Below are 20,771 nucleotides of genomic sequence, written 5' to 3' on the forward strand. Positions count from 1 at the left end.
ACGGTGAATATGTTTGCTCGCCCCGAACAGCAATGCGTCGTTCGCTACGCTTGCTTTTGCATTTGGCGGACCACTTCATCCGTGATTAGTTTGACCAATTGTTCTTCATTGATGCCGCCGGCATTCGCTGTAGAAGCACCGTTACTCTCGGGAGCACTCGGTGTTGGCGCTGCGTTTGGACTGGGCGGTGAGGGGAACGCGCGACGATCGACTTCAGCATCGGCCCACGATGGTCGAAAGATATCATTCGCACAGATGTCGCAATTCTTGTACTCCGGCGTATTGCGTGGATCATTGTAACCCCACTTCTGCTTCAAATCTAACAACTCTTGCGACTTGTCGTGCCCCAAATAGGAGACGTTGCCGAGTTGCTTTGCGAGCATCAACATACGGCAATACGCATCGAGAATCTCTGTCCACCAATAGGCTTTCTCAACCGTTTCACCGTAACTAACCGTCCCGTGGTTTGCCAAAACAATGACGTTCGTTTTCTCTACAAACGGCAAAATCGTATCCGCAAACGCTTGGCCGCCGGGCGTCTCGTATTGCGTGATCGGCACGTCACCAAGAAACACTTCCACTTCCGGCAAAACGCATTGCGGGATAGCTTCGCGAGCGATCGCGAATGCGGTGGCATGGGGCGGATGACAATGAACGACACTCTTGACATCGGGACGTTGTTTGAAGATTTCAATGTGCAGCAGTGCTTCGCTACTTCGCGGTTTGCTACCGGATAGTTGTTTCCCAGTCATATCGACAAGGGAAATATCATCGGGCTTAAGGAAGCCTTTGCAGTGGAGCGTCGGTGTGCATAGCAACTCGTTGTCGCTTACTCGGACCGTGATGTTACCATCATTAGCAGCGGCGAATTGGCGGTTGTAGATACGACGACCGATGTCGCACATCTCTTGTTTGATTTTATGTAGATTCTGCATGATTCCCTTTCCTCTAAAATTGGTTAGTTGATTTATGTAAGATCCACATTGTCGATTAACGCAACAATCGTGGCGTCGATGACTTTCGTTTCCGGTGCAAACGGCTGTGCTGCTTCGGGGCCTTCTGCAAGCGCGACTAAGTCGCCCATGCCGGTGCCGCACAAATCCCAGGCGACAACCGTTTCACCACCCATCGGACAGGTGTCAAGTTTGTCGATTGACTCGACGATTTCAACACAGCGCAACTTTGACGCCCCCATCGAAGGATGGAATCGCGACAAGGTGACAGTGCCGATCGTGCGAGCCATTTTCATGAGTTTGCTTTGTTCCGTCTCAAAATCTGGGCCGCGACGTTCACGGCAGCGATCAAATTCAATTTCGCCATGTCGAGCACCCAAATATCCGGTGACAGTTCCGCTTCAAATCGGCCGACCGAGGCGACATCGGCAACCATCACTGCTCGGCGCTGTTCACAGCAAAGCCGATAGACGTCCGCAGCCGGCGTATCGCTGACCACGATCGTTGCCGAACCGATGACATTGCGTCGGGCAAGCTGCTCCGACAACAGGACGTCTCGTCCTGCATTTTGCGTGTCAGCGACTTGGAATTGGTTTGTTTTTGTGATGGCTGCGTTTTCGTTAGTGCACAGACCGGCGGTCCGTACGATCGTGACACCGGCATGCTTTGCTTCGTCGCGTGCCGCAGGTGTTACAATCGCTTTGCTTCCAATCCTAATTTCCTTCTTGCCAGCCGCGATGGTTTGTTCAACCGAAGCGACCGTGATTAGCTTTTCCACAGCGGTTTCGTCTAGCTCTGCCGGTTTTGCGTTTGCCTGCTTCACTCGCGCAACCACATCACGGACAATCCGAGCCACAAAGGCCGGGTCGATCTGCGATAAGGTTTCGTGGTGATTCATGATTTGGTTAGTCAATGATCCCAACGACACTCCATCGTGCCGGGGTGTTCGTGTGGTTGGTAACTTCTCGTGCGTATGACCCATCACTCGTTGCGATGATTCGGTCACCTTTTCTGCACCCCACGCCATCGACGGCAATCAGGGGTGGCCCGTCTGGTGCATCATCGATTCCGATCGGTTGGATCACCACCAAACGCTGGCCCGATAAGCTTTCATGCTTGATGGTGGCGCGAGCTGACCCGAGGACAATGGCTGATTGCATATTGGTTAAACTACTCGTAACTCGCCGACCATACTGCAGCGGCGTTCGCGAGTGAAAGTGGCTGGACTTGTAACACCTTCACCCGTTGGCCCAGCGATCGAAAACGACAAGTAACCTTCTCCGCCGAGTCCGAGTCCCGCCATGCAGGGTCCGTTCTTGATATACAAAGTCGTGTCCAGCTCGCGGCCCATTTTGGTCATGTTGCTGACATTGCGTGAGTGGATGATTGCAGTGTGCCGGAAACCATGCTCAGCTTCTTTTGCCATTGCAATGGCGTGGTCCACATCACGAGCACGAACGAACGGAACGAATGGCATCATCTGTTCGACTGAAACGAATGGATGGCTTTCGTCGGTTTCTCCGAAAATCAATTCGCAATCATCGGGGACGGCAACACCCGCTGCCTCGGCAAGCACCTTAGCGTCTTTTCCGATAAAATCCTTTGCTGCCGCATCATGTTTATCGTCGCCCACCTGATCGATGGCTTTGCTGGTCAAAGTCGCAATTTGTTCGCAATTGAGCTGAACCGCGCCAGCTCGTTTCATTGCCGTCATCATTTTATCAAAGACACTTTCGACGACGAAGACTTCCTTTTCGGCGATACACAACAAGTTGTTGTCGTACGCTGCGCCTTGGATGATACAACGTGCAGCATTGTCGAGGTCGGCGGTTTCATCCACCACAACCGGCGGGTTGCCTGGACCAGCGACGATCGCTCGTTTACCACTTCGTAGCGCCGCACGCCCTACGGCGGGACCGCCCGTGACACAAATCAACGCGACATTGCGATCGGCGAACAATTGATCAGCACTTTCAAGCGTTGGTTCTGCGATCACACAGATTAAGTTGTCGATCCCCGTTTCTTCAAAAATGGCTTGATTATATCGGCGAGCACCTTCGACAGCGACTTTCTTACCGGATGGATGCGGGTTGCATACAACTGAATTTCCACCTGCAATCATGCTGACGGCGTTGCCCGTTAGGGTCGGTAAACTGTGCGTCGATGGCGTGATGGCTGCGATCACACCAAATGGGGCGCGTTCGATCACGGCCAAGCCGTAGTCACCACTGAAACACTGTGACTGTAGGAACTCGACACCGGGAGATAGCTCACCAAGCGTTTTCAGTTTTTCTATTTTATGAGCTGGACGCCCGATCTTGGTTTCATGCATTTCCATCAAACCAAGCTCTTCGCAATTTTCGATTGCAATACTTCGAATAATGCTGATGATCTTTTTGCGTTCTTCGATCGTCCGCGTGCGAAGTTCTTCGAATGCTTTGCGAGCTGCAGCCACAGCCGATGGTGCATCATAGAAAATGCCAAATTGACCACCGGCGTCCGACGCCGATGCAGCGTTACCACTTGGAAGCGGGCAACCACAACTAGGGTCAACATTGGGCGTCGACGGAGGTGGGCCCACTTCGGCCAAAACCTGGGCGACAACGCTACGAATTAGAGATTCATCAAATTGCATGGTTAATTATTTCGGTTGTATACGCTGGTTTTATCGATGTGTACGGTGTCGACGATTCCGATAATGACTGCGTCGATTGGTAGACTTTTCGTTTCCGGTGTCAATCGTGCGCTGCTTCCTTGCGTAATCAAAACGTATTCGCCTTCGCCAGCACCGATCGTGTCGACGGCGACAAAGGTGCGTCCGGTTGATTCGAGCGATTGGCGCTGGACGTTGTCGAGCCGATATGGCTCAACAACAAGTAATTTATGGCCAGTCATCGTTTGCACCTTTTGAGTGCTGACGACCGATCCGGTGACTCGAGCGATAAACATGTGCTTGCCTGCTGTTCTTTGGCGTAACGGTTAAGGACCTAACTCTGCAACACAGACACGGTTTGGCGAGCGACTACGATCTCCTCATTCGTCGGAATGACCCACAACTGCACACGACTAACGTCGTCATGGAAAGAAGCTTCACCCTGCAATGCTTGATTCGCTGCCGAATCGACCACAATGCCAAACTCTTCCAAATTCGCACAAACCGCTTCACGAATCGGTGCATCGTTTTCGCCGATCCCCGCCGTAAAGACAATTGCATCGAGCCCCCCCAGAGCCACCATCATGCCTCCGAGATGTCGACGAATCTCTTCGACGAACACATCAAGAGCCAGTTGGCAATTTGCATCACCCGCTTCCGCGGCTTCACGCAAATCACGGATGTCACCACTACGGTTACTTAATCCCAATAGTCCCCCTTGGCTCGCCAACAGCGAAAGGGTTTCATCGAGCGTCTTCCCGGTTCGTTCCATGATCAGCGGTAATGCGAATGGGTCGAAGTCACCGACACGGTTGTTTTGCGGCAACCCCGTTTGCGGCGTCATCCCCATGGTTGTCATCACGCTTTCGCCGTTGTGAATCGCGGTAAGGGAACTACTGCCACCGAGGTGACACGAGATCACGCGTGCATCATCACGTCCAAGCATTTCTGCACTTCGCGTGGCGATGTACCGATGGCTTGCACCATGGAATCCCCATTTGCGAATGTGGAACTCATCGGCAAATTTCCGAGGGATCGCATATTCCTTGCGGGCCTTGGGAATCGTTTGATGGAAATCGGTTTCGAATGCCGCAACAAGTGGCAAATCAAATCGACTCTGCATCGCTTTCATCGCGGCAATGTAAGGCGGGTTGTGCGCTGGCGCGGCGGCATTCATTTCCGCCATCGCTTCAAGCACATTGTCGTCGATACGAAAAACGCCCGACAACCGTCCTCCATGAACCGCTTTAAATCCGATCGCGGCTACTTCCGAGGCATCACGGATCACACCATGCTCAGGATCGGTTAACTGGGCCAAGCAAGCCTCAACCGCGACCCCATGATCCGGGATCGACATCGTTCGCTCATCGGACCAATCGCCAATCGTCGCCTTGCATTTGCTTTCCGCATCTCCAATCCTCTCGACTGAACCGCGCGCCAAGCAGCGTTCATCCGTCATGTCGAATAACCGATACTTAAAGCTGGTCGAACCGAGGTTGGCTACGAGAACAAGCACGTCGTTTTCGCTTGGGGTTTGAGTCGTGGAATCCGTTTGTTTTTCAGCATCATCACGAGTGACATCCGCCGGAGCGGAAATCGGCGTTATGCCAAAAAAGCAGGTGACAAACCTTCAGCAGGCCGTGCAATGATGTGGCTTCCCACAAGTTCACCGACTTGGGCCGCCGCATTAGCGCCCGCTTCGACCGCAGCACGAACGCTTCCGACGTCTCCGCTGACAATCGTTGTTACGTAAGCGCCGCCAATGTCGACTCGCTTCACGATTTGAACATTCGCAGCCTTCGCCATCGCGTCAGTTGCTTCGACCAGTGCCAACAATCCTTTGGTTTCAATCAAACCAATTGCATCGTTCATAGTAAAAATCTTCTATTAAAAAAGTTGTAATCGAGGTAGTTCGAACTCGGAGGGGAGAAACAGCTTATTTCTTTGCTGCCGCTGCAGCGACTTTGAGAACCTTGCCGAGGTCGTCGTGAGGTCGTGGGATCACTTGCACCGACATCACTTCGCCGAGACGACCCGCAGCCGCAGCACCTGCATCGGTCGCTGCTTTGACAGCAGCAACGTCACCGGTCACAAACGCGCTAACCAGTCCGCTGCCAACTTTGTCCCAACCAAGGAACTGGACGTTGGCGGCCTTCATCATTGCATCGGAAGCTTCCACGAGAGCGATAAAGCCCTTCGTTTCGATCATGCCGAGCGCTTCACTTACTTTTGCCATAGGATTTTTGCCTTAGGGAAAGAGGGAAAAGAGAGAATTCAAAATTTTGCTATCTGGAACTCACAAGGAGCTTCCGTTGGTTTCTACTTTTTCTTGCAGCCGCATGAGTCTTTGCGAAGGAGAATCTCCGTCGCGGCTTCTAAGTTACATGCGTTGCCTTCATCAGTGTCGATGTGAACTTCAAGCTTGGCGTCTTTGTCTGCTCGGACCAAAACGTCCTCAAAAATGACGCCGCACTCTTTGCTCTTGACCACCAATTGCATTTTCTCGCTGTTCTTAACGCCGTAGTGATCGGCGTCAGCGAAATTCATGTGAACGTGACGGGCGGCTCGAATCACTCCATGATCAAGCTTCACCGTCCCGGCAGGCCCCACCAGGACACAACCAGGGGTGTCATGAATGTGACCACTGTGGCGAACCGGTGCATCAATACCGAGCGAAATCGAATCGGTTAACGCCAACTCAACCTGGCTAAAGGGACGTGTCGGCCCTAGGACTCGCACATTGGGCAGCATTCGCCGACGAGGACCAACAACCATGACCGTTTGCTTAGCCGCATAAAATCCGTCTTGGTAAAGATCTTTGTCCGGTTCAAGTTTGCTGCCTGCACCAAAGAGCATTTCCACATGCTCATCGGTTAAATGCACGTGCCGAGCGGAAATACTCACTCGCAAATTTGGTTGGCCGTCGACCCATCCTGGAGGGCTAAAACCCGAAAGCGAGTCGGCAACCTTCGCGGGTGCCGCGTCACGCGTTCCGCGAATCACATTACGCACGAGTGCTTCGATTTGACTGCGGTCAATAGTTTGCGTCATCTTAGTTTTGGTCTCTTGTTTTCTGTTCTGGTTTGGTTGGCTGTTCTCGATTGGACGCATCGGGGACCTTTGCCAAGACTAGTCCGACCCCTGCCGTTTCCAATCGCTGTTTCCACTCAGAATGGATACCTGAGTCGGTGACGAGGGCGTTCACATCACCCAATCCGCAAATCCGACTCAAGCTGACTTTTCCGAACTTATTGCTGTCGCTCACAACAATCACTTGATCAGCGGCAGCGATCATCGCCTTTTCGCTTTCCACCAACATCATGTCGCTGTTAAAACAACCTCGCTCAGTAATTCCCGCGACGGACAAAAATAGCTTTCCTACACTCAACGTGCGGAGCATAGTGTCCGCCATCGGACCGATTGCAACGGCAGTCCGCCCACGAACACTTCCTCCGATCATGATCAAATCGATCGACTCACTCGAACTGAGCAAATGCGCGACTGGCAAACTGTTCGTCACCACTTGCAACGGTCGTTTGACCAAGTGGCGTGCCAATTCGTATGTCGTACTACCGCCGTCGAGTAGAATCGTGTCGTGATCTTCAACCAATTCCGATGCGATTCGCCCAATCGAACTTTTCGCTGCCCACATCGTGTCACGGCGATTACCGAACACACGCATCGTCGACGGACTACCGGTCCAAAAAACGCCCCCGTGCGTTCGGCGGGCGTCGCCGGAATGTTCCAATTGCTCTAAATCTCGCCGGATCGTTGATTCGCTAACTTGGAGCGACTCGGCTAATTCGCCAAGCGCCACAAAACCACGCGTTTGGATCAGGCTTCGAAGTCGTTCGCGACGCGATTTGGTCTTCACCATTTCATCATTGCCGGTGGTTTCCCCACCAACGAACCCCGAATTTACCTAAGTCACACAAATTCCAATAATGATAGTTTTCCGTCATTTTTGGAAGAAAGCAATCGCAAACACTCATTTTTGGAAGATTTTAATCAATTATCGAGCTAAATATGAAAGAAACCAGTCACCCAAGTGTTCACCCGTACCCATCCTAGCAAAGAGCACGGGGTCCAATCGCGTGGTTCTCGGTGCGCAGGCAGGAATCGCGAAAAGGCTTCGATTGCATATTGTTCGATTGCCATATTGAATGGATACCCGCTTTATAAACGGGCACCATTGGAGAAAAGCCTGATACTTACAGACCGACCATTTCGAGAAGCCGCAGGGCATTGGTCGTGGGGGAGACGCCATGGCGCATCTTGTAGTCGAACGTCATCGTGTCGTTGCCCGCGTCATCTTTGATGATCGTTTCGCGGAAATGCACCGTTTGGGCGATCGCACTCAGCTCCGGCTCATCGGCCAGTTCCAAATCATGTGTGCTAATCGCACCGATCGCATTCAAATTCACTAGATGGCGAAGCACTTGAACCACCGCGATTTGGCGTTCGCGACTATTGGTACCCTGAAGAATCTCATCAAGCAAAAATAGCAGCACACGATCAGGCTTTGTTGACAACCGGCGTGCGTGGTCGACCACTTGTTTGAGCTGATGCAATTCCGCCATGTAAAACGACACACCCTCACTCAGGTTGTCGCTAACTCGGATACTGGTGGCCAATTCCATTGAGGGAAGCGAAAAGGCCTCGGCACAAACGGGGGCTCCCGTACCCGCGAGCGCAACATTCAAGCCAATACTGCGAAGCATCGTGCTTTTGCCAGACATATTGCTTCCCGTGACCAATAATAGCGTCCCTGATGGACCGACCGAAACGTCATTGGCAACGCGGACTTCATCGCCAAGCAGCGGATGACCGATCGCCGTGGCGATTAGGTTTGCATGACCTTCACTGACCGGTTGCCAATCAGGCTTCGTCCAATTTGGATTTTCATCTCGCACGGCTGCGAGCGAAACAAGGGCTTCGAATTGGCCGAGTGCCTCGAACCAACCTGTGACGGCATCACCATATTGCGATTGCCATTGCTCAAGTCGACCAAGCACCCGCACATCCCATAACCCAAACGCTTGCAGGGGCAAATACAGCAGGAACGTTGCGGCCGATTGACGAAGCCCTCCTGCGGATGCAACCTTTTGCAACGCCCGCATTCCTTCGGCAGCGGAACGTTCACCGGAAAGCAATGTATTGCGAATTTGACCAAGCATTGACACAGAACTATGCCCCGAATCGGTCGGCAACCAATCCGCTGCGGTAAACAATTCGGCATAGTCGGCCACGGCGCTACGGCTAGCCATTGCGATTGAAAAAATGCCATGTGCTGGACCTAGCACGACACTGGTGACAATCAGGTTGATAAACCCCAAAGCGACCAGTCCCATCAAACTTGCCCTGGCTAGGTCCCCAGCAATCATGTGCAACGCACCTCCAGCGATTCCAATCACAAAGACACTCGCTGCGATGGCGGAGACGTTCGACCATATGGAAAGCCAAGCTCGCGACTCGAGCCAACGATCCCCCGACGCCCATTGGGCAAATCGATCGGGATCGCCGCTACTTTCGGCGACCTTTCGTGAGAGCATGTAAAATCGCAGACGTTCGTCACGAAGCGGGGCCAATGCATCGATTGCTCGAGTCCGTTGGGTGGCCTCCGCAGCGATTGCACCGCCGGTTAACCAGGATGCCAACGTACGGATGCCTGGGGTCGTTGCGGTCATCGATACCAAATGGAATAGCGATGCCTTGCCAAGCAAATCCAAGTCGCCCGCGACGTCACGCTGATCTTCGGAAAGATCAACCTCAGCAAGTTTCCGAGACAACGTGGCGGTTGCCAATCGATCCCAATCTCGCTCGACTCTCGCGATCAAACGCCGAACAACGGATCGTTCACGGCGAAGCGATTCGAGACGGTCGCGAAGTGGTTCGTTGAGGATGACCGCCAAGATAAAACCTGCAAAAGTGACCCATCCAATCGGTCCTGCCGCAGGGAGGTCGCCCGCATAACCCACGACAAAAAAAACGAGGGCCAAAAGGAACAACGCAACGCGGATCGTTCCAAACGTGCGATCACGTCGTTTCAGTTCGCCGCGATCCGTTTCAATCCGTGCAAGGTGTGAGCGATATCGTGAGTGGGCTTCGCTTGAGCTGCCGACGTCCGTGGGTGAATTGGCATTGGAGTCGATCAAGCGGGTTCACCTTCAATTGGCGAGGGGGCAATCGAAGACGGTACAATCGGCGATCTTCGAAACGGCAAAATGGATGTATCTGAAACCACTTTCGTGGCAATCCGATCTTGTAAGTTGGGACGGAAAATCGTCAGCAGCAGAAGCGGCAGGAACCATGCGATGTACAAGCCGCCACCGTAACCATGCCAAAATTGGGCTCCCACCATCACGGCAGCAGAGCAACCAATCAGCGTGCCAAGATTCTTTTGTGCCGGCCACGCGGCCAAAAACGAACAGAGAATCACAAAAGCAACAATCACCGGCAATCGCCAGATGGGGTTCCAACCAAGCCCCCAAATCCCGCCAAGGTTGTCTGCTTTTCGCTCAGGCAAGAACAGACCAAACATCGCTCGCAAATGATCAATAATCGATTCGGTACCGGCAAAGGAAAGCAGAATCATCAACAGACCTAGCATCGCGCCGACGCCAAGAACAAACCGCCATACGCCGCGGCGCCAATAGAAACTGATCCATAGCGGCAACAGGAATAGCGGATAGTAGACGAGCCCTGATGCGAGTCCAAAAAAGATGCCCGCCAGCAACGGTTTGCGATACGAAAGGACGGCCCAAAGCAGCAACGCAGCAGGGAGCGCATGGTCGACTCGGCCAGTCATCTGGGCGGTATAAGGCAGCATCAAGTAAAGCGTCGCGCAGCCTACACCGGCTTTCATGTTGCTAAAGTGCCAGTTTCCAATCAGAACGATGCCAACGACAATCGCCCCGTGGGCAAAAATCGCTAACACTTTCGCAAGGGTTGCTAAATGTGCTTGCGATTCGGAAAGCTTTGCTTCTTCGGTTGGCGACCCAGCAGCCAAAGCATCGGTGACGGGCCGAGTCGGAATGGCCGGCAACATGTTCATCAAGGCATAACCGGGCCCCAATTTGGGTCCCTGTTCGATTTGGATTCGTGGAGTGCTATAGACAATATTGGCCATCATGAAGATGAACAACGAAACGCCGATAAAGGTCAACCCACCGCTCGTTAAGTTTGGATCGAGTTGTGGCCGGCGGACCATTAACGGGTCGAGCAGTAAGCGAATCAGAATCAAGAATTGGACAAAGAACAAATAGATGAATCCGAATCGGCGAATCGATTGCGGGTCGACCGCCGTTCGGTGCGGTTGGGAATCATCGTGATCGCCCCCAGGATTCGCATTTGCCACCGGTATTGAACCTTCGGTATCGGGCAAATCGGCCCCGATTTTTTGCTCTTGGGAAAGCCCGATCTCTTGCGGAATCATCCCCAACAACGAAACAAACATTTCGGATTGTTGGACCGTTGAATCGTGTGTCGATTCACCCAACGCCGCATCGCTGCTAAGCGGATTAGGTATCGGGGCATTATTCTCACCCGACGCATTCTCATTCGTGTCTTGTGGTGGCGAGGTGTCAGGGAACACCGGTTCGGGGTGCCGTTGGGCGACGACTTCCGATTCGATCTCGTCGATCTGGCGGCGCCAACCTTCATGGACCATCAACAATCCAGGCGCGAGCAAGATCAAGAGGATGATGTCGAGATTGCGAATGCTCCAAAAACGATGAAAGACAAAGAACAAGCCGATCGTAAGAAACGACGACAAGTAAACCCAAGTGGTTGGGTCAGGACGTTTGTAATAGAGCAGAATTTCGCTCATCAACTAAAAGCAACGTTCGTTGCCGCTCGCTTTCACGCCACTTGAGAAAAAAGGGAAAAAACACACGCTATAGGATACGGTGATTCGCGTTCACTGAAAAGCACGCCGTCAAGCTGGTGTCTGACCAAACTTTCTGGACGATTCTAAGCAGCGATTTTTGCAGGTATTTCCCAATACTTTTCCCATAGGTCACTCGCATCGAGGGCGGCAATGTTCATCAGATACTCGGCATTCGCAAAGTCCCAGCGGCGACCGCGACCTTTGATTCGCTGAGTCGTCGTTTTGCACTGTGCCTCAGTAGGACCACTTCCAATTTGGATCCCCCGCTCGCGAAACTCTCGGTAACGAATGATGGCTCGACGCTCCGCAGCGTAGCCGATTAGGTGTTCCAACGCTTCGAGCTTGCGACCGCGGCAGTCACCTTTCTGAGCGACTAACTCACTCAGCAGCGAGTCGATCCCTCGATTCATCAATACGTCCATCAACGAGTCAAGCCACTTCGCTCCTGCCTCGTCGTCGCCGTACATTTCACGACGCGCCTTCTGGGCGTTATCCTTCAAGTGGTAGTAGTCCAGGTTGATCTCGTCGACAAGGTGATGAAACTCAAGTTGATTGCGTATCCAAGGAGCTCCATCGATATTGGCAATCGATTCAGTGGCCTGATTCAGTCCGATCGTCGTCGACAACGTTTGCAGCAATCGCCCGGTGACTTCGCAGTCACCTCGCGTCGAGATTACAAGACGATGCGTCTGTTGTTCGTCGTACGCAACAACAATTCTTGCTTCTTTGTATTGTTGATCCGATCCGTTACGAAGCTTTGGTAGCGGGCGGCATTTCTTGCCACTGCGTTTTCGTTTGAATTTGATTGTTGCACGTCGTTTTCTCTTTTCCGCGTCAGTCACGACGGGGACTTTAACACCATCACATCCAATATAGACGCGAGTTTTCCGAGGTTTTCCGGGGGCTTCCGATTGTTCTGCCCGTTCTGATGCGTCGACGGCCAAGTCAGAAAGTGGCTTGTCGTCAATCACACAATCTGCCGAGGACCAACCAGGATCGATGCGGCCACTGGTCAGTTGATTGGTAATCATACGTCCCTCGTACTCCACGATCTGACGCACACTTTCTCCGCTGATGTCGATCGATGCTAAACGAAACATATTCTCCGCCGTCTTGGCAAAGCTTGACGAACTTTGATTCAACCGACAGAGCATCTCACGCACACCGCGTGTAAAACTTTTCTCAGCTTCATCAAGCAAAGCATCGATCGGAACGGAACATCCTTGATCTTCTATTGCCCATCGGACTCGCTTGAATTGTACACGACCGTTTTCGGTCAACACGCTGCGAAGTTGCCTACCCTTATTCCGAGCGCGAACTCCCGTCGTGCTCTTCGGAGGGGGAAAAAGCGGCTTCCGCCGCATCGATTTTCGCTTGCATGGTTGCTTCGTAAACCTGTTGTCTGAAGCGATCAAGTACTTGACGACTGATGCCTTCGCTGTCTTCGATCCAAACGCCATCGCGCGCATTGTCAACGGAATCGGCGACTGCGTTGAGCGTTGCTTCAAACTCCACCTGCAACTTCGCTCTCAAAGCATCGCGATCAATTTTTGAACTTTCCATCGAACCGGTACCTCACAAAAAGAGAATTGAACTTTCCCCATATTATGAGCCTTGCCCAGCTTTCGCGCCAGAGGTATTAGTCAGACACTCAAGCTGGGGGTAGAGCCTCCGTCGAACCTCATCCACCCAACGCCAACACGGCGACTCCCACCAAAATTCCGAGTATACACGCTGCTTTGGGCCAAAAGTTAGCTTCTCCCAACGCTCGAATCCCAAACGAGAACGAAATTACCACGCTACAGCGTCTTACGACTGAGACGATCGAGACGAGTGCTTCGGGGTCCGCCAAGGCCGTAAAGTAGAATATGTCAGCAACCAACAGCAGCGGGCAGATCGCCAAATTGATCCATCGCCACTGAAAGGGCGTCCGTTCACGATGGTTGCGTGACCAAGAAACGGCCATCGGAATCATCACTGGAACCAAGTAAACCGAAAACCACGCCTGGACCGTAGACGGAGTGATTCCGACTGATTGGAGAAGGAATTTGTCATAGATCGAGCTTAGGGCACCTAAAATAGTTGCCACAATCATCATCGCCACCCCACGGTCACGGCGGAACGAAACCCCTTCGCGCAACCCCACAGCGGAGAAACTCCAAAACGCGATCAAGACAATCACGATCCCAATCCACTGGGACACCGACGGACGTTCACGCAGAAACAACGCGGCAATGGCAATCGTCCACACCGGACTCGTCGATCGGATTGGCGCGGCGATGGAAAGAGGAAGTCGCTTGAGCGAAAAGAAGGCAAGCGTCCATGACGCGCCAACCAGGATGCTTTTTGCGATCAGCAATACATGTTTACCCATCGAAAGCGAATCGACTCGCAGCAACCGATGAGGCACCGTCTCAGGCGAGATTGCTGACCAAGCGATAAACGGCAACCACAACACGCAACCCACCGAAACGCTGATGAGCAGCACGATGGGAACGGCGTTTTTTCGCACCGCCATTTTTTTCGTGACATCATAAAAGCCAAGCAGAATCGCGGAAACCGCCGAAAGTCCAATCCAAGTCATCCCAAGAAGATGCCAAGCTTTTGTGGCGTTGGGAATAGGACGGATAAATGATTCCGTTCGCGAACACGCTCATCATGCAACGTGTTTAGCTTGCCGACCGAGATACCCAAACGCTGCAATGGGCATGGCGCAGGACGAACCGCGAAACACTTCCAAGCAACATTCGGCTGATCGACCCACGCTCGGAATCGCCAACGACAATCAAATCGGATTGCCGCTTGGTGCACTCATTCACGATCGCTTCACCCACATGTGGCGACTCGATGATTTCAAGCGAAATATTGTCCGCCAATTTTGGAAACTTGTCGCGGCCTTGTTTCAAGTGATGCATCGCTGCGACGCGTTGTTCGGTGCGGTACTGAACAACATTTGGCATCAAATCCTGGCTAAAAGTCTGCAACAATGGAACGATCCCCAACAACTGCATCTTCGTGGCTTCATCCCAATCGAGTTCCGCAATTTCGTTGCATGCATGCTCGGAGTCAGGGGTATCATTATAGGCGACCATGATATCCAACGGACTAACCGGAGCATCGCGCACGACCAACACACTGCATGGAGCATGCGTGGCGACGTAATCACTTGTACTACCAAGCAACACTCGAGCGATTTGTGAATGTCCCTTGGCACCCATCACAATCAGACTGCTTTTCGTCTCTTCAGCAACTTCGACGATACTATGCCCGACATGACCATGGACGATCTTTTGAGTCACCGAAGTGGTTTTTTCCGACAGGATTCCCTCAATCTTGCCCATGAACCCTTTGGCTTCGGCCTCTTGATGATCTCGAAAATCCTTTAGCAGCGGATCGACTGTTTCGGAATCGTGCGACGGAACAAAAACGTTGGTCACCAACGTTACTTCAAGAGGCGACGAAAGAGGAAGTTGGCTCAGAAAATGTGCTCCCTGTTCCGCTTGTTCAGAACCGTCAATTGCCAAAATCACGCTTGTCATGATTACATCGCCTTTACTTAATAGAGACTACGATTCCACTTCACGAGCCATACCATGACTGTCGCGAAGCACACGTTCATCAACCGATTCGTTTTCGCTCGATGCCGCTTTGGGTGGTGTTCGACAAACCAACACGGGGCACGGTGAATGACGCAACACTTCACTCACGACGCTACCGACAAACCATCGCATAATCGAACCTCGCGAATGGGTTCCCACGACTAACACTTCGCTCGCAAGCTCTTTCGCCTTCACCACAATTTTTTCGCTCGCGATTCCAACTTCAAGGTACCGTCGAACGCGATCCTCCGGCAAAGGAACCGGAATTTTTTCGAGCATCTGGCGCAACTGCATGGGCGTGTCAGTATTGCAGATTGGCAAACCCACTGAGGAAATATCCGCAGCGATCGGGTCAACCGGATACCAAACATGAATCAAATCAAGCATCGCGTCACGCCGTTTTACCTCTTCGACTGCAACCCGAACCGCTTCCTCGCTGGCAGCCGAAAAGTCGGTTGCACACAAAACCGAAGGCTGACCCGAAGCACTCCTGGGGATTGAGTCTGAAGATTGGTCCATGGTGATCGCTTTCTTCCAGTAAACGAATGTCTTCTATCCTATCCGACATCCGCAAAAATGTGCATTCCTTATGCCAAGCTATCTTCGTGCGAAATTCACGCTATCGACCAATATCGAGCTGCGATTACCGAGCGAATACGCACGCTCTACTTAAAAAGCGTGCGTGGCGGCTCGCTCCATGGGCGTTTCGTGCACACCTGAATACTACTGCACTCGCACCATGCGAATCGCACCACTGTCACAAAGCCGAAGCCCCTGACTCGTTTGGATCATCAACTCCCCGTCGTCGGCTATCCCTCGACAGTAGCCTTGGCAATCTTGTCCTAATTGATTGAACCGGATCTGCTTTCCGGTCAAAAAGCACCTCTGGCGAAATTCCCCCAAAATGATCGACGGCGATTGGCGAAGCTGGTCGACGGTTTTGACAAGACTCGCAACGATCGGTTCGAGCAATGAGTAACGGGTCGATCGACGTCCGGTTACGGCATAAAGCGAGTTGGGTTTCGCACCCACTTCATAGGAATCGAGCGTGGGCGAATCATTCACATTCATGCCAATCCCAATCACCAAACGATCCGAAAAAGCTTGGCTAGTTTCGATCAAGATCCCCGCCAGTTTTCCGCCGCTGAGGTAAACATCGTTTGGCCATTTCAACATCGTTTTGACGGGGGCAAATTCGAACTCAATCGCTCGTGCTGTGGCAACGCCTGCAGCCAAGGAAAGTAGCTTCGCACTCGGTTCACGCACCGAATCAAAATCGATGGTCAACGAGAATGTCAATGAATCGGCGCCGCTTAACCACGAATTACCTTGTCGTCCGCGTCCGCTGGTTTGACGGTCCGCCAAATACAGCCGGGGCAATTGGTCATTCGAAATCGCTTGTTTCCGCAAATCGCCAAGTGCATCCGAATTGGTCGATGCGGACTCCTCGCAATAGGACACGGATCCGCATAGACGCTGTTCCAGAATGTGTTCAGCGACCAACAATCCGGTAGGGTCGAGCGAGCCAGTGGTTTGAATCATCGATCAGAAAAGCAGGAGGACAAAAGATAACAGGATAAGCACGGTAACGATGATTTGCCACGGCTTCAGCTTTCGCGAAATCACATGTTTGTCGCCGAATTCATTGGCGATGTAGTCATCGTAGTCAAACGCGTCATCCAAATCCTCTTCGCCGAACCCCTCGGTGCTGTCTCGCCATCCATCCGCGTCGCTACTGCCACAATGGGGACACGCCTTAGCGCGGCCGGGGACATCGCCGCCACAGTGGGGACACGAAAAATCAGGTTTGTGATGGGATTTCGACACGAGGGTTCCTGCGGGGACTTGTTCCGTAAAGGTTAGAGCGAAGATGCAGAATTGAAAGAGCCGATCAGGATGTTCTGGGGCTTTTGTGCCGCACCTAGCCTGCCGGCCAGTGACCGATTAAATTGTCTTGCACTATGAACAATAAAATTTTTGATCTCAATGATGACGTGGCCGTCGTGATTGGCGGAACAGGCGAACTTGGCGGCTTAATGGCCGAATCTCTGGGCAATTTCGGGGCGAAAGTCGCCGTGGTTGGCCGCAATGCCGAGCGAGGACAATCGCGAGCTAAAGCGATTTCCGACGCTGGTGGAGAGGCCAAGTTTTTCGCTGCCGATAGTCTTAACGCTGATTCGCTTGCCGAAACACGTGACACAATCAAAGCATGGGCCGGATCGCCCGCGTCCGTTTTGGTAAATGCAGCGGGCGGCAACCGTCCCGAAGCGACGATCCCACCGGGAGGCGATTTCTGCAAACTGCCTCTCGATGCCTGGAAAGACGTGTTCGACTTGAACCTAGTCGGCGGATCGTTGTTGCCTTGCCAAGTATTCGCGCCCGACATGATCGAGTCGGGAGTCGGCAGCATCATCAACATCGCGTCAATGTCAGGCATGATTCCGCTGTCGCGAGTGGTCGCCTATTCTGCTGCAAAGGCTGCCGTTATCAACTTGACCCTATGGCTATCGCGTGAATGGGCAACCACAGGTGTCCGCGTGAACGCGATCAGTCCAGGATTCTTCCCCGCGGAACAAAACCGCAAACTGCTTTTTAACGAAGACGGCAGTTATACAGAACGAGGTGGCCAAATTATCGGCCACACGCCGATGGCTCGGTTTGGAACAGCCGAAGAACTGGCCGGCGCGGTCGTATGGCTTGCCTCTCGAAAAGCATCCTCGTTTGTCACCGGCCAAAACATCGCTATCGACGGCGGTTTTGCATCGGTCACCATTTAAGAATTGATTGAATCAACTGCAAGGGAACTCTTGACGAGGTCCCCTGCGACTACGGAAACTACTAATGACATCGCTGCCTATCCCAAACCCTGGTGCTGAACTTGATTTCCTTTCCCTCGGTGCTCTGGTTCATCGACTTGACCCGGGTGTAATCCCCTTTCGAACGGCTGCCTCGTTTGACGTCCACGTTTCAGGTGGCGAATACAATTGTGCCGCGAATCTTGCCTCGTGCTTTGGCCTGAAAACCGGTGTCGCCACCGCCATGGTCGACAACGGCATTGGCGAATTGATCAGCCGGCAAGTTCGTGCCATGGGCGTCCGACCTTTCTACAAACCGTTCGAACATGACGGTGTCCGCGGGCCAAACATGGCAACGGTCTACAGCGACCGAGGTCAAGGTGTCCGTCCACCGGTGGTCTTCTATAACCGAGCCAACGAAGCGGGCGCGATGCTGAAGCCCGGAGATTTTGATTGGAAAGCGATTTTCGCCGGTGGTTGTCGCTGGTTCCATAGCGGCGGCATCTTTGCAGCTTTGTCCGAGACGACATCCGAATTGGTCGTCGAAGGAATGAAGGCGGCTGGTGAAGCGGGCGCAATTCGTTCGTTCGATTTGAACTACCGAGCCAAATTGTGGGATTCGATCGGTGGTTTGGCACAAGGCCAAAAAATGATCGCTCAAATTGCCGAACATGTCGACGTGCTGATCGGCAACGAAGAAGATCTTCAAAAAGGTCTTGGAGTGAAAGGCCCCGATGTTGAAAACAAGGACGACAGCAAGCTCAACACCGACAACTTCTTCAACATGATCGATGCTGCGGTCAAGAAGTTCCCGAATATCAAAGCGGTCGCCACAACGCTACGTGAAGTCCACTCCACCAACCGTCACTCGTGGAGTGCAGTATTGTGGTACGACGGAAAACAGTACGTCGCTCCCACCGCCAAACTCGATGTCATCGACCGGATCGGCGGTGGTGATGGCTTTGCTTCGGGATTGGTCTATGGATTACTCAACGGCCGTACTCCCGAACAATCGCTGCGACTGGGCTGGGCACACGGGGCGTTGTTGACGACATTCCCCGGCGATGTTTCGCGCGCGTCGCTCGCTGAAGTCGAAGCGTTCGCCAAAGGTGGCAGTGCTCGCGTGCAGCGTTAAGCAACGATTTGCACAGGTTCCCTACGCGACTTCCCTACGCGACCTTTTTGCCGCACGGCGCACGCAGATCAAACAGCCCGAAAATTTCTTCGCGGCTGAGGCTGCCACCGCCCACCGGCGCGGCTTGATCGCTGAACAGCGTATCGAACATCTGGCGTTTCTGTGCCAACACATCGGCGATCCGTTGCTCAATCGTGTTCATCGCCAACATCCGTGTCACGGTCACGGCACCAGCAGCACCAATACGATGCGCTCGATTGATCGCTTGATCCTCGACCGCGGGGTTCCACCAACGATCGAACAAGAACACGTATTCACAGAACTGCAAATTGAGCCCGACGCTACCGGCGCCATAGCTCATTAGAATAACGTGGCTATTGGGATCGTTCTTGAACCTGTCGATCACGCCTTCCCGCTTTTTATGTGGGATTCGTCCGTGGTATTCGACGGGACCAAACCGCTCAAGTGCCGGACGCATTTGATCAATACTATTGACCCATTGACTGAACACGATCGCTTTTTTGCCACTGGCCGCCACCTCTTCAAGATCCGCAACGAGTCGCTCAAGCTTCGCACTCGTGCCGGTCACCGGATCAAAGTTGCAGATCTGCTTCAACCGTAACACCAACTCAAAGACGTGCTGGATCGTCAACATCTCTTCGAGTTCTTCGAGTTGAATCACCCCTTCGGATTCAGCCGATTCGTAAGTCGCCCATTGCTCGGGAGTTAAATCCAATTCAGCATCGCGATAGAGCTTCGGTGGCATGTCTTCGAGCACCATGTCTTTGGTGCGACGCAAAATATACTCGCGTGCTGCCGACGCCATCTGGGCCAATGGCATGCCAACCTGTAAATAACCGGGCGACAGAAAATCAAAGATACCGACCAAGTCATCCGGAGAATTTTCTACAGGTGTTCCCGTTAACGCCCATGATCGCGTCCTTGGAATCGCGCGAACAATTTCGCTCGTCGTGCTGTTGCGATTTTTAATTCGCTGTGCTTCATCGAGCACGACGAGGTCGAAATGCAAACCACTCTCGAGCACCGTTTCCTTGTCACGCATCAAAAGTTCGTAGTTGGCAATCTTGACGGGAATGTTAGGAGATCGCCACTGGAATTCTCGTTTAGCCGCGTTGCCTTCAATCGCAGCGACGGGGATTTCGGGTGCCCATACTTTGAATTCACGAAGCCAATTCGAAACGAGGGGTTTTGGGCATACCAGCAAAATGCTGCGCACTTCACCACTGCATAGAAGCAGCCGCGTGGTACTGATCGCTTGCATTGTTTTCCCGAGCCCCATTTCATCGGCCAAGACGCATGCATAGCGAGGGAACATGTACGCGATCCCATCAAGCTGATAGGGAAACGGTTCGAACGGAAAATTCAATTGGCCGCCGCCAACGAGAAGATCCAATGGCGGTTGAAGGAGGTAGTACAGTCGGTCCTGCAGCTTGACGACATCGCTCGGTGGTTTGATGCGATGCCGACTCTCGGGACGCTTGCGAACCTTTTTGGCTTCAGGTTCTTCGGCGATGGCAAGTGAGTTCGCCGGAGCGGCCGTTGGGGCGGGTTTCCAATTGTTTGATTCGGGGAATAGGAAACCGGTAACGCGAGCTTTCAACGGCGAGACACGGATCGGCAGCGATCGCGGTTCGATCCGCTGCAACGTCAATTCGTAAGTTCCCGAAGGCGTCAAGTCGTCGACATGCCAAGCGTTCGCTTCATCAATTTGGACATTAAACATGCGA

The 20,771-nt window shown here is 52.8% G+C and carries 23 protein-coding genes; 2 read left to right on the plus strand and 21 right to left on the minus strand.

All coding sequences use genetic code 11. The annotated features are described in order from the left end of the window. Window positions 1-44: 44 nt before the first annotated feature. From CA13_RS11550 to CA13_RS11645, 20 genes are all read right to left on the minus strand, one after another. On the minus strand, window positions 45-935 hold the full coding sequence (locus tag CA13_RS11550) for a class II aldolase/adducin family protein (RefSeq protein ID WP_146396638.1): 891 nt from the start codon (window positions 933-935) through the stop codon (window positions 45-47). 32 nt (window positions 936-967) lie between these two features. Further along, window positions 968-1,249, minus strand: coding sequence for a EutN/CcmL family microcompartment protein (locus tag CA13_RS11555; protein ID WP_146396641.1), 282 nt, complete (start codon window positions 1,247-1,249; stop codon window positions 968-970). Further along, window positions 1,246-1,851 carry a hypothetical protein gene (locus CA13_RS11560; protein ID WP_146396644.1) on the minus strand — a complete coding sequence of 202 codons (606 nt, stop codon included), beginning with the start codon at window positions 1,849-1,851 and terminating at the stop codon, window positions 1,246-1,248. Before CA13_RS11560 ends, CA13_RS11555 begins: the two co-directional genes overlap by 4 nt. 7 nt (window positions 1,852-1,858) lie before the next feature. After that, window positions 1,859-2,113: a EutN/CcmL family microcompartment protein gene (locus CA13_RS11565; RefSeq protein WP_146396649.1), complete on the minus strand. Its 255-nt coding sequence runs from the start codon at window positions 2,111-2,113 to the stop codon at window positions 1,859-1,861. Window positions 2,114-2,118: 5 nt separating this feature from the next. Then, window positions 2,119-3,588: an aldehyde dehydrogenase family protein gene (locus tag CA13_RS11570; protein WP_146396652.1), complete on the minus strand. Its 1,470-nt coding sequence runs from the start codon at window positions 3,586-3,588 to the stop codon at window positions 2,119-2,121. Between the two features lie 2 nt (window positions 3,589-3,590). Beyond that, a complete protein-coding gene (locus tag CA13_RS11575; protein ID WP_146396655.1) occupies window positions 3,591-3,902 on the minus strand; it encodes a EutN/CcmL family microcompartment protein in 312 nt (103 codons plus the stop codon). Window positions 3,903-3,940: 38 nt separating this feature from the next. Beyond that, window positions 3,941-5,122 carry an acetate/propionate family kinase gene (locus CA13_RS11580; RefSeq protein ID WP_146396658.1) on the minus strand — a complete coding sequence of 394 codons (1,182 nt, stop codon included), beginning with the start codon at window positions 5,120-5,122 and terminating at the stop codon, window positions 3,941-3,943. An 86-nt stretch (window positions 5,123-5,208) separates the two neighbouring features. Then, window positions 5,209-5,478 (minus strand): BMC domain-containing protein, encoded by a 270-nt coding sequence (locus CA13_RS11585; RefSeq protein WP_146396661.1) that lies wholly within the window; start codon window positions 5,476-5,478, stop codon window positions 5,209-5,211. 64 nt (window positions 5,479-5,542) lie between these two features. Then, entirely contained in the window at window positions 5,543-5,842 is a 300-nt protein-coding gene (locus CA13_RS11590) for a BMC domain-containing protein (protein WP_146396664.1), read from the minus strand. Window positions 5,843-5,925: 83 nt separating this feature from the next. Beyond that, entirely contained in the window at window positions 5,926-6,657 is a 732-nt protein-coding gene (gene pduL, locus CA13_RS11595) for a phosphate propanoyltransferase (protein ID WP_146396667.1), read from the minus strand. Window position 6,658: 1 nt separating this feature from the next. Beyond that, window positions 6,659-7,480, minus strand: a complete 822-nt coding sequence (locus tag CA13_RS11600) for a DeoR/GlpR family DNA-binding transcription regulator (protein ID WP_146403610.1) — start codon at window positions 7,478-7,480, stop codon at window positions 6,659-6,661. Between the two features lie 337 nt (window positions 7,481-7,817). Beyond that, window positions 7,818-9,761 carry a MutS family DNA mismatch repair protein gene (locus tag CA13_RS11605; RefSeq protein WP_146396670.1) on the minus strand — a complete coding sequence of 648 codons (1,944 nt, stop codon included), beginning with the start codon at window positions 9,759-9,761 and terminating at the stop codon, window positions 7,818-7,820. Next, window positions 9,758-11,434, minus strand: a complete 1,677-nt coding sequence (locus CA13_RS11610; protein WP_419194211.1) for a hypothetical protein — start codon at window positions 11,432-11,434, stop codon at window positions 9,758-9,760. Before CA13_RS11610 ends, CA13_RS11605 begins: the two co-directional genes overlap by 4 nt. A 143-nt stretch (window positions 11,435-11,577) precedes the next feature. Further along, on the minus strand, window positions 11,578-12,594 hold the full coding sequence (locus CA13_RS11615) for a hypothetical protein (RefSeq protein ID WP_146396673.1): 1,017 nt from the start codon (window positions 12,592-12,594) through the stop codon (window positions 11,578-11,580). 202 nt (window positions 12,595-12,796) lie between these two features. Next, window positions 12,797-13,057 carry a hypothetical protein gene (locus tag CA13_RS11620; RefSeq protein ID WP_146396676.1) on the minus strand — a complete coding sequence of 87 codons (261 nt, stop codon included), beginning with the start codon at window positions 13,055-13,057 and terminating at the stop codon, window positions 12,797-12,799. Window positions 13,058-13,175: 118 nt separating this feature from the next. Next, entirely contained in the window at window positions 13,176-14,078 is a 903-nt protein-coding gene (locus CA13_RS11625) for an EamA family transporter (protein WP_146396679.1), read from the minus strand. A gap of 85 nt (window positions 14,079-14,163) precedes the next feature. Further along, window positions 14,164-15,033: a universal stress protein gene (locus CA13_RS11630; protein ID WP_146396682.1), complete on the minus strand. Its 870-nt coding sequence runs from the start codon at window positions 15,031-15,033 to the stop codon at window positions 14,164-14,166. A 27-nt stretch (window positions 15,034-15,060) separates the two neighbouring features. Beyond that, on the minus strand, window positions 15,061-15,612 hold the full coding sequence (locus tag CA13_RS11635) for a universal stress protein (RefSeq protein ID WP_146396685.1): 552 nt from the start codon (window positions 15,610-15,612) through the stop codon (window positions 15,061-15,063). 204 nt (window positions 15,613-15,816) lie between these two features. After that, on the minus strand, window positions 15,817-16,635 hold the full coding sequence (locus CA13_RS11640) for a biotin--[acetyl-CoA-carboxylase] ligase (protein WP_146396688.1): 819 nt from the start codon (window positions 16,633-16,635) through the stop codon (window positions 15,817-15,819). Between the two features lie 3 nt (window positions 16,636-16,638). Continuing rightward, window positions 16,639-16,920 (minus strand): hypothetical protein, encoded by a 282-nt coding sequence (locus tag CA13_RS11645; protein ID WP_146396690.1) that lies wholly within the window; start codon window positions 16,918-16,920, stop codon window positions 16,639-16,641. A 134-nt stretch (window positions 16,921-17,054) separates the two neighbouring features. On the opposite strand from CA13_RS11645, the gene CA13_RS11650 reads away from it, so the two are divergent. Both CA13_RS11650 and CA13_RS11655 read left to right on the plus strand, forming a co-directional pair. Then, window positions 17,055-17,870 (plus strand): SDR family oxidoreductase, encoded by an 816-nt coding sequence (locus tag CA13_RS11650; protein WP_146396693.1) that lies wholly within the window; start codon window positions 17,055-17,057, stop codon window positions 17,868-17,870. 64 nt (window positions 17,871-17,934) lie between these two features. Beyond that, window positions 17,935-19,023: a sugar kinase gene (locus CA13_RS11655; protein WP_419194212.1), complete on the plus strand. Its 1,089-nt coding sequence runs from the start codon at window positions 17,935-17,937 to the stop codon at window positions 19,021-19,023. A gap of 34 nt (window positions 19,024-19,057) precedes the next feature. On the opposite strand, the gene CA13_RS11660 is transcribed toward CA13_RS11655, so the two are convergent. Further along, window positions 19,058-20,767, minus strand: coding sequence for a DEAD/DEAH box helicase (locus CA13_RS11660; RefSeq protein WP_146396696.1), 1,710 nt, complete (start codon window positions 20,765-20,767; stop codon window positions 19,058-19,060). Window positions 20,768-20,771: the final 4 nt, after the last annotated feature.

This window comes from Novipirellula herctigrandis (assembly GCA_007859835.1).
GTDB lineage: Bacteria > Planctomycetota > Planctomycetia > Pirellulales > Pirellulaceae > Novipirellula_A > Novipirellula_A herctigrandis.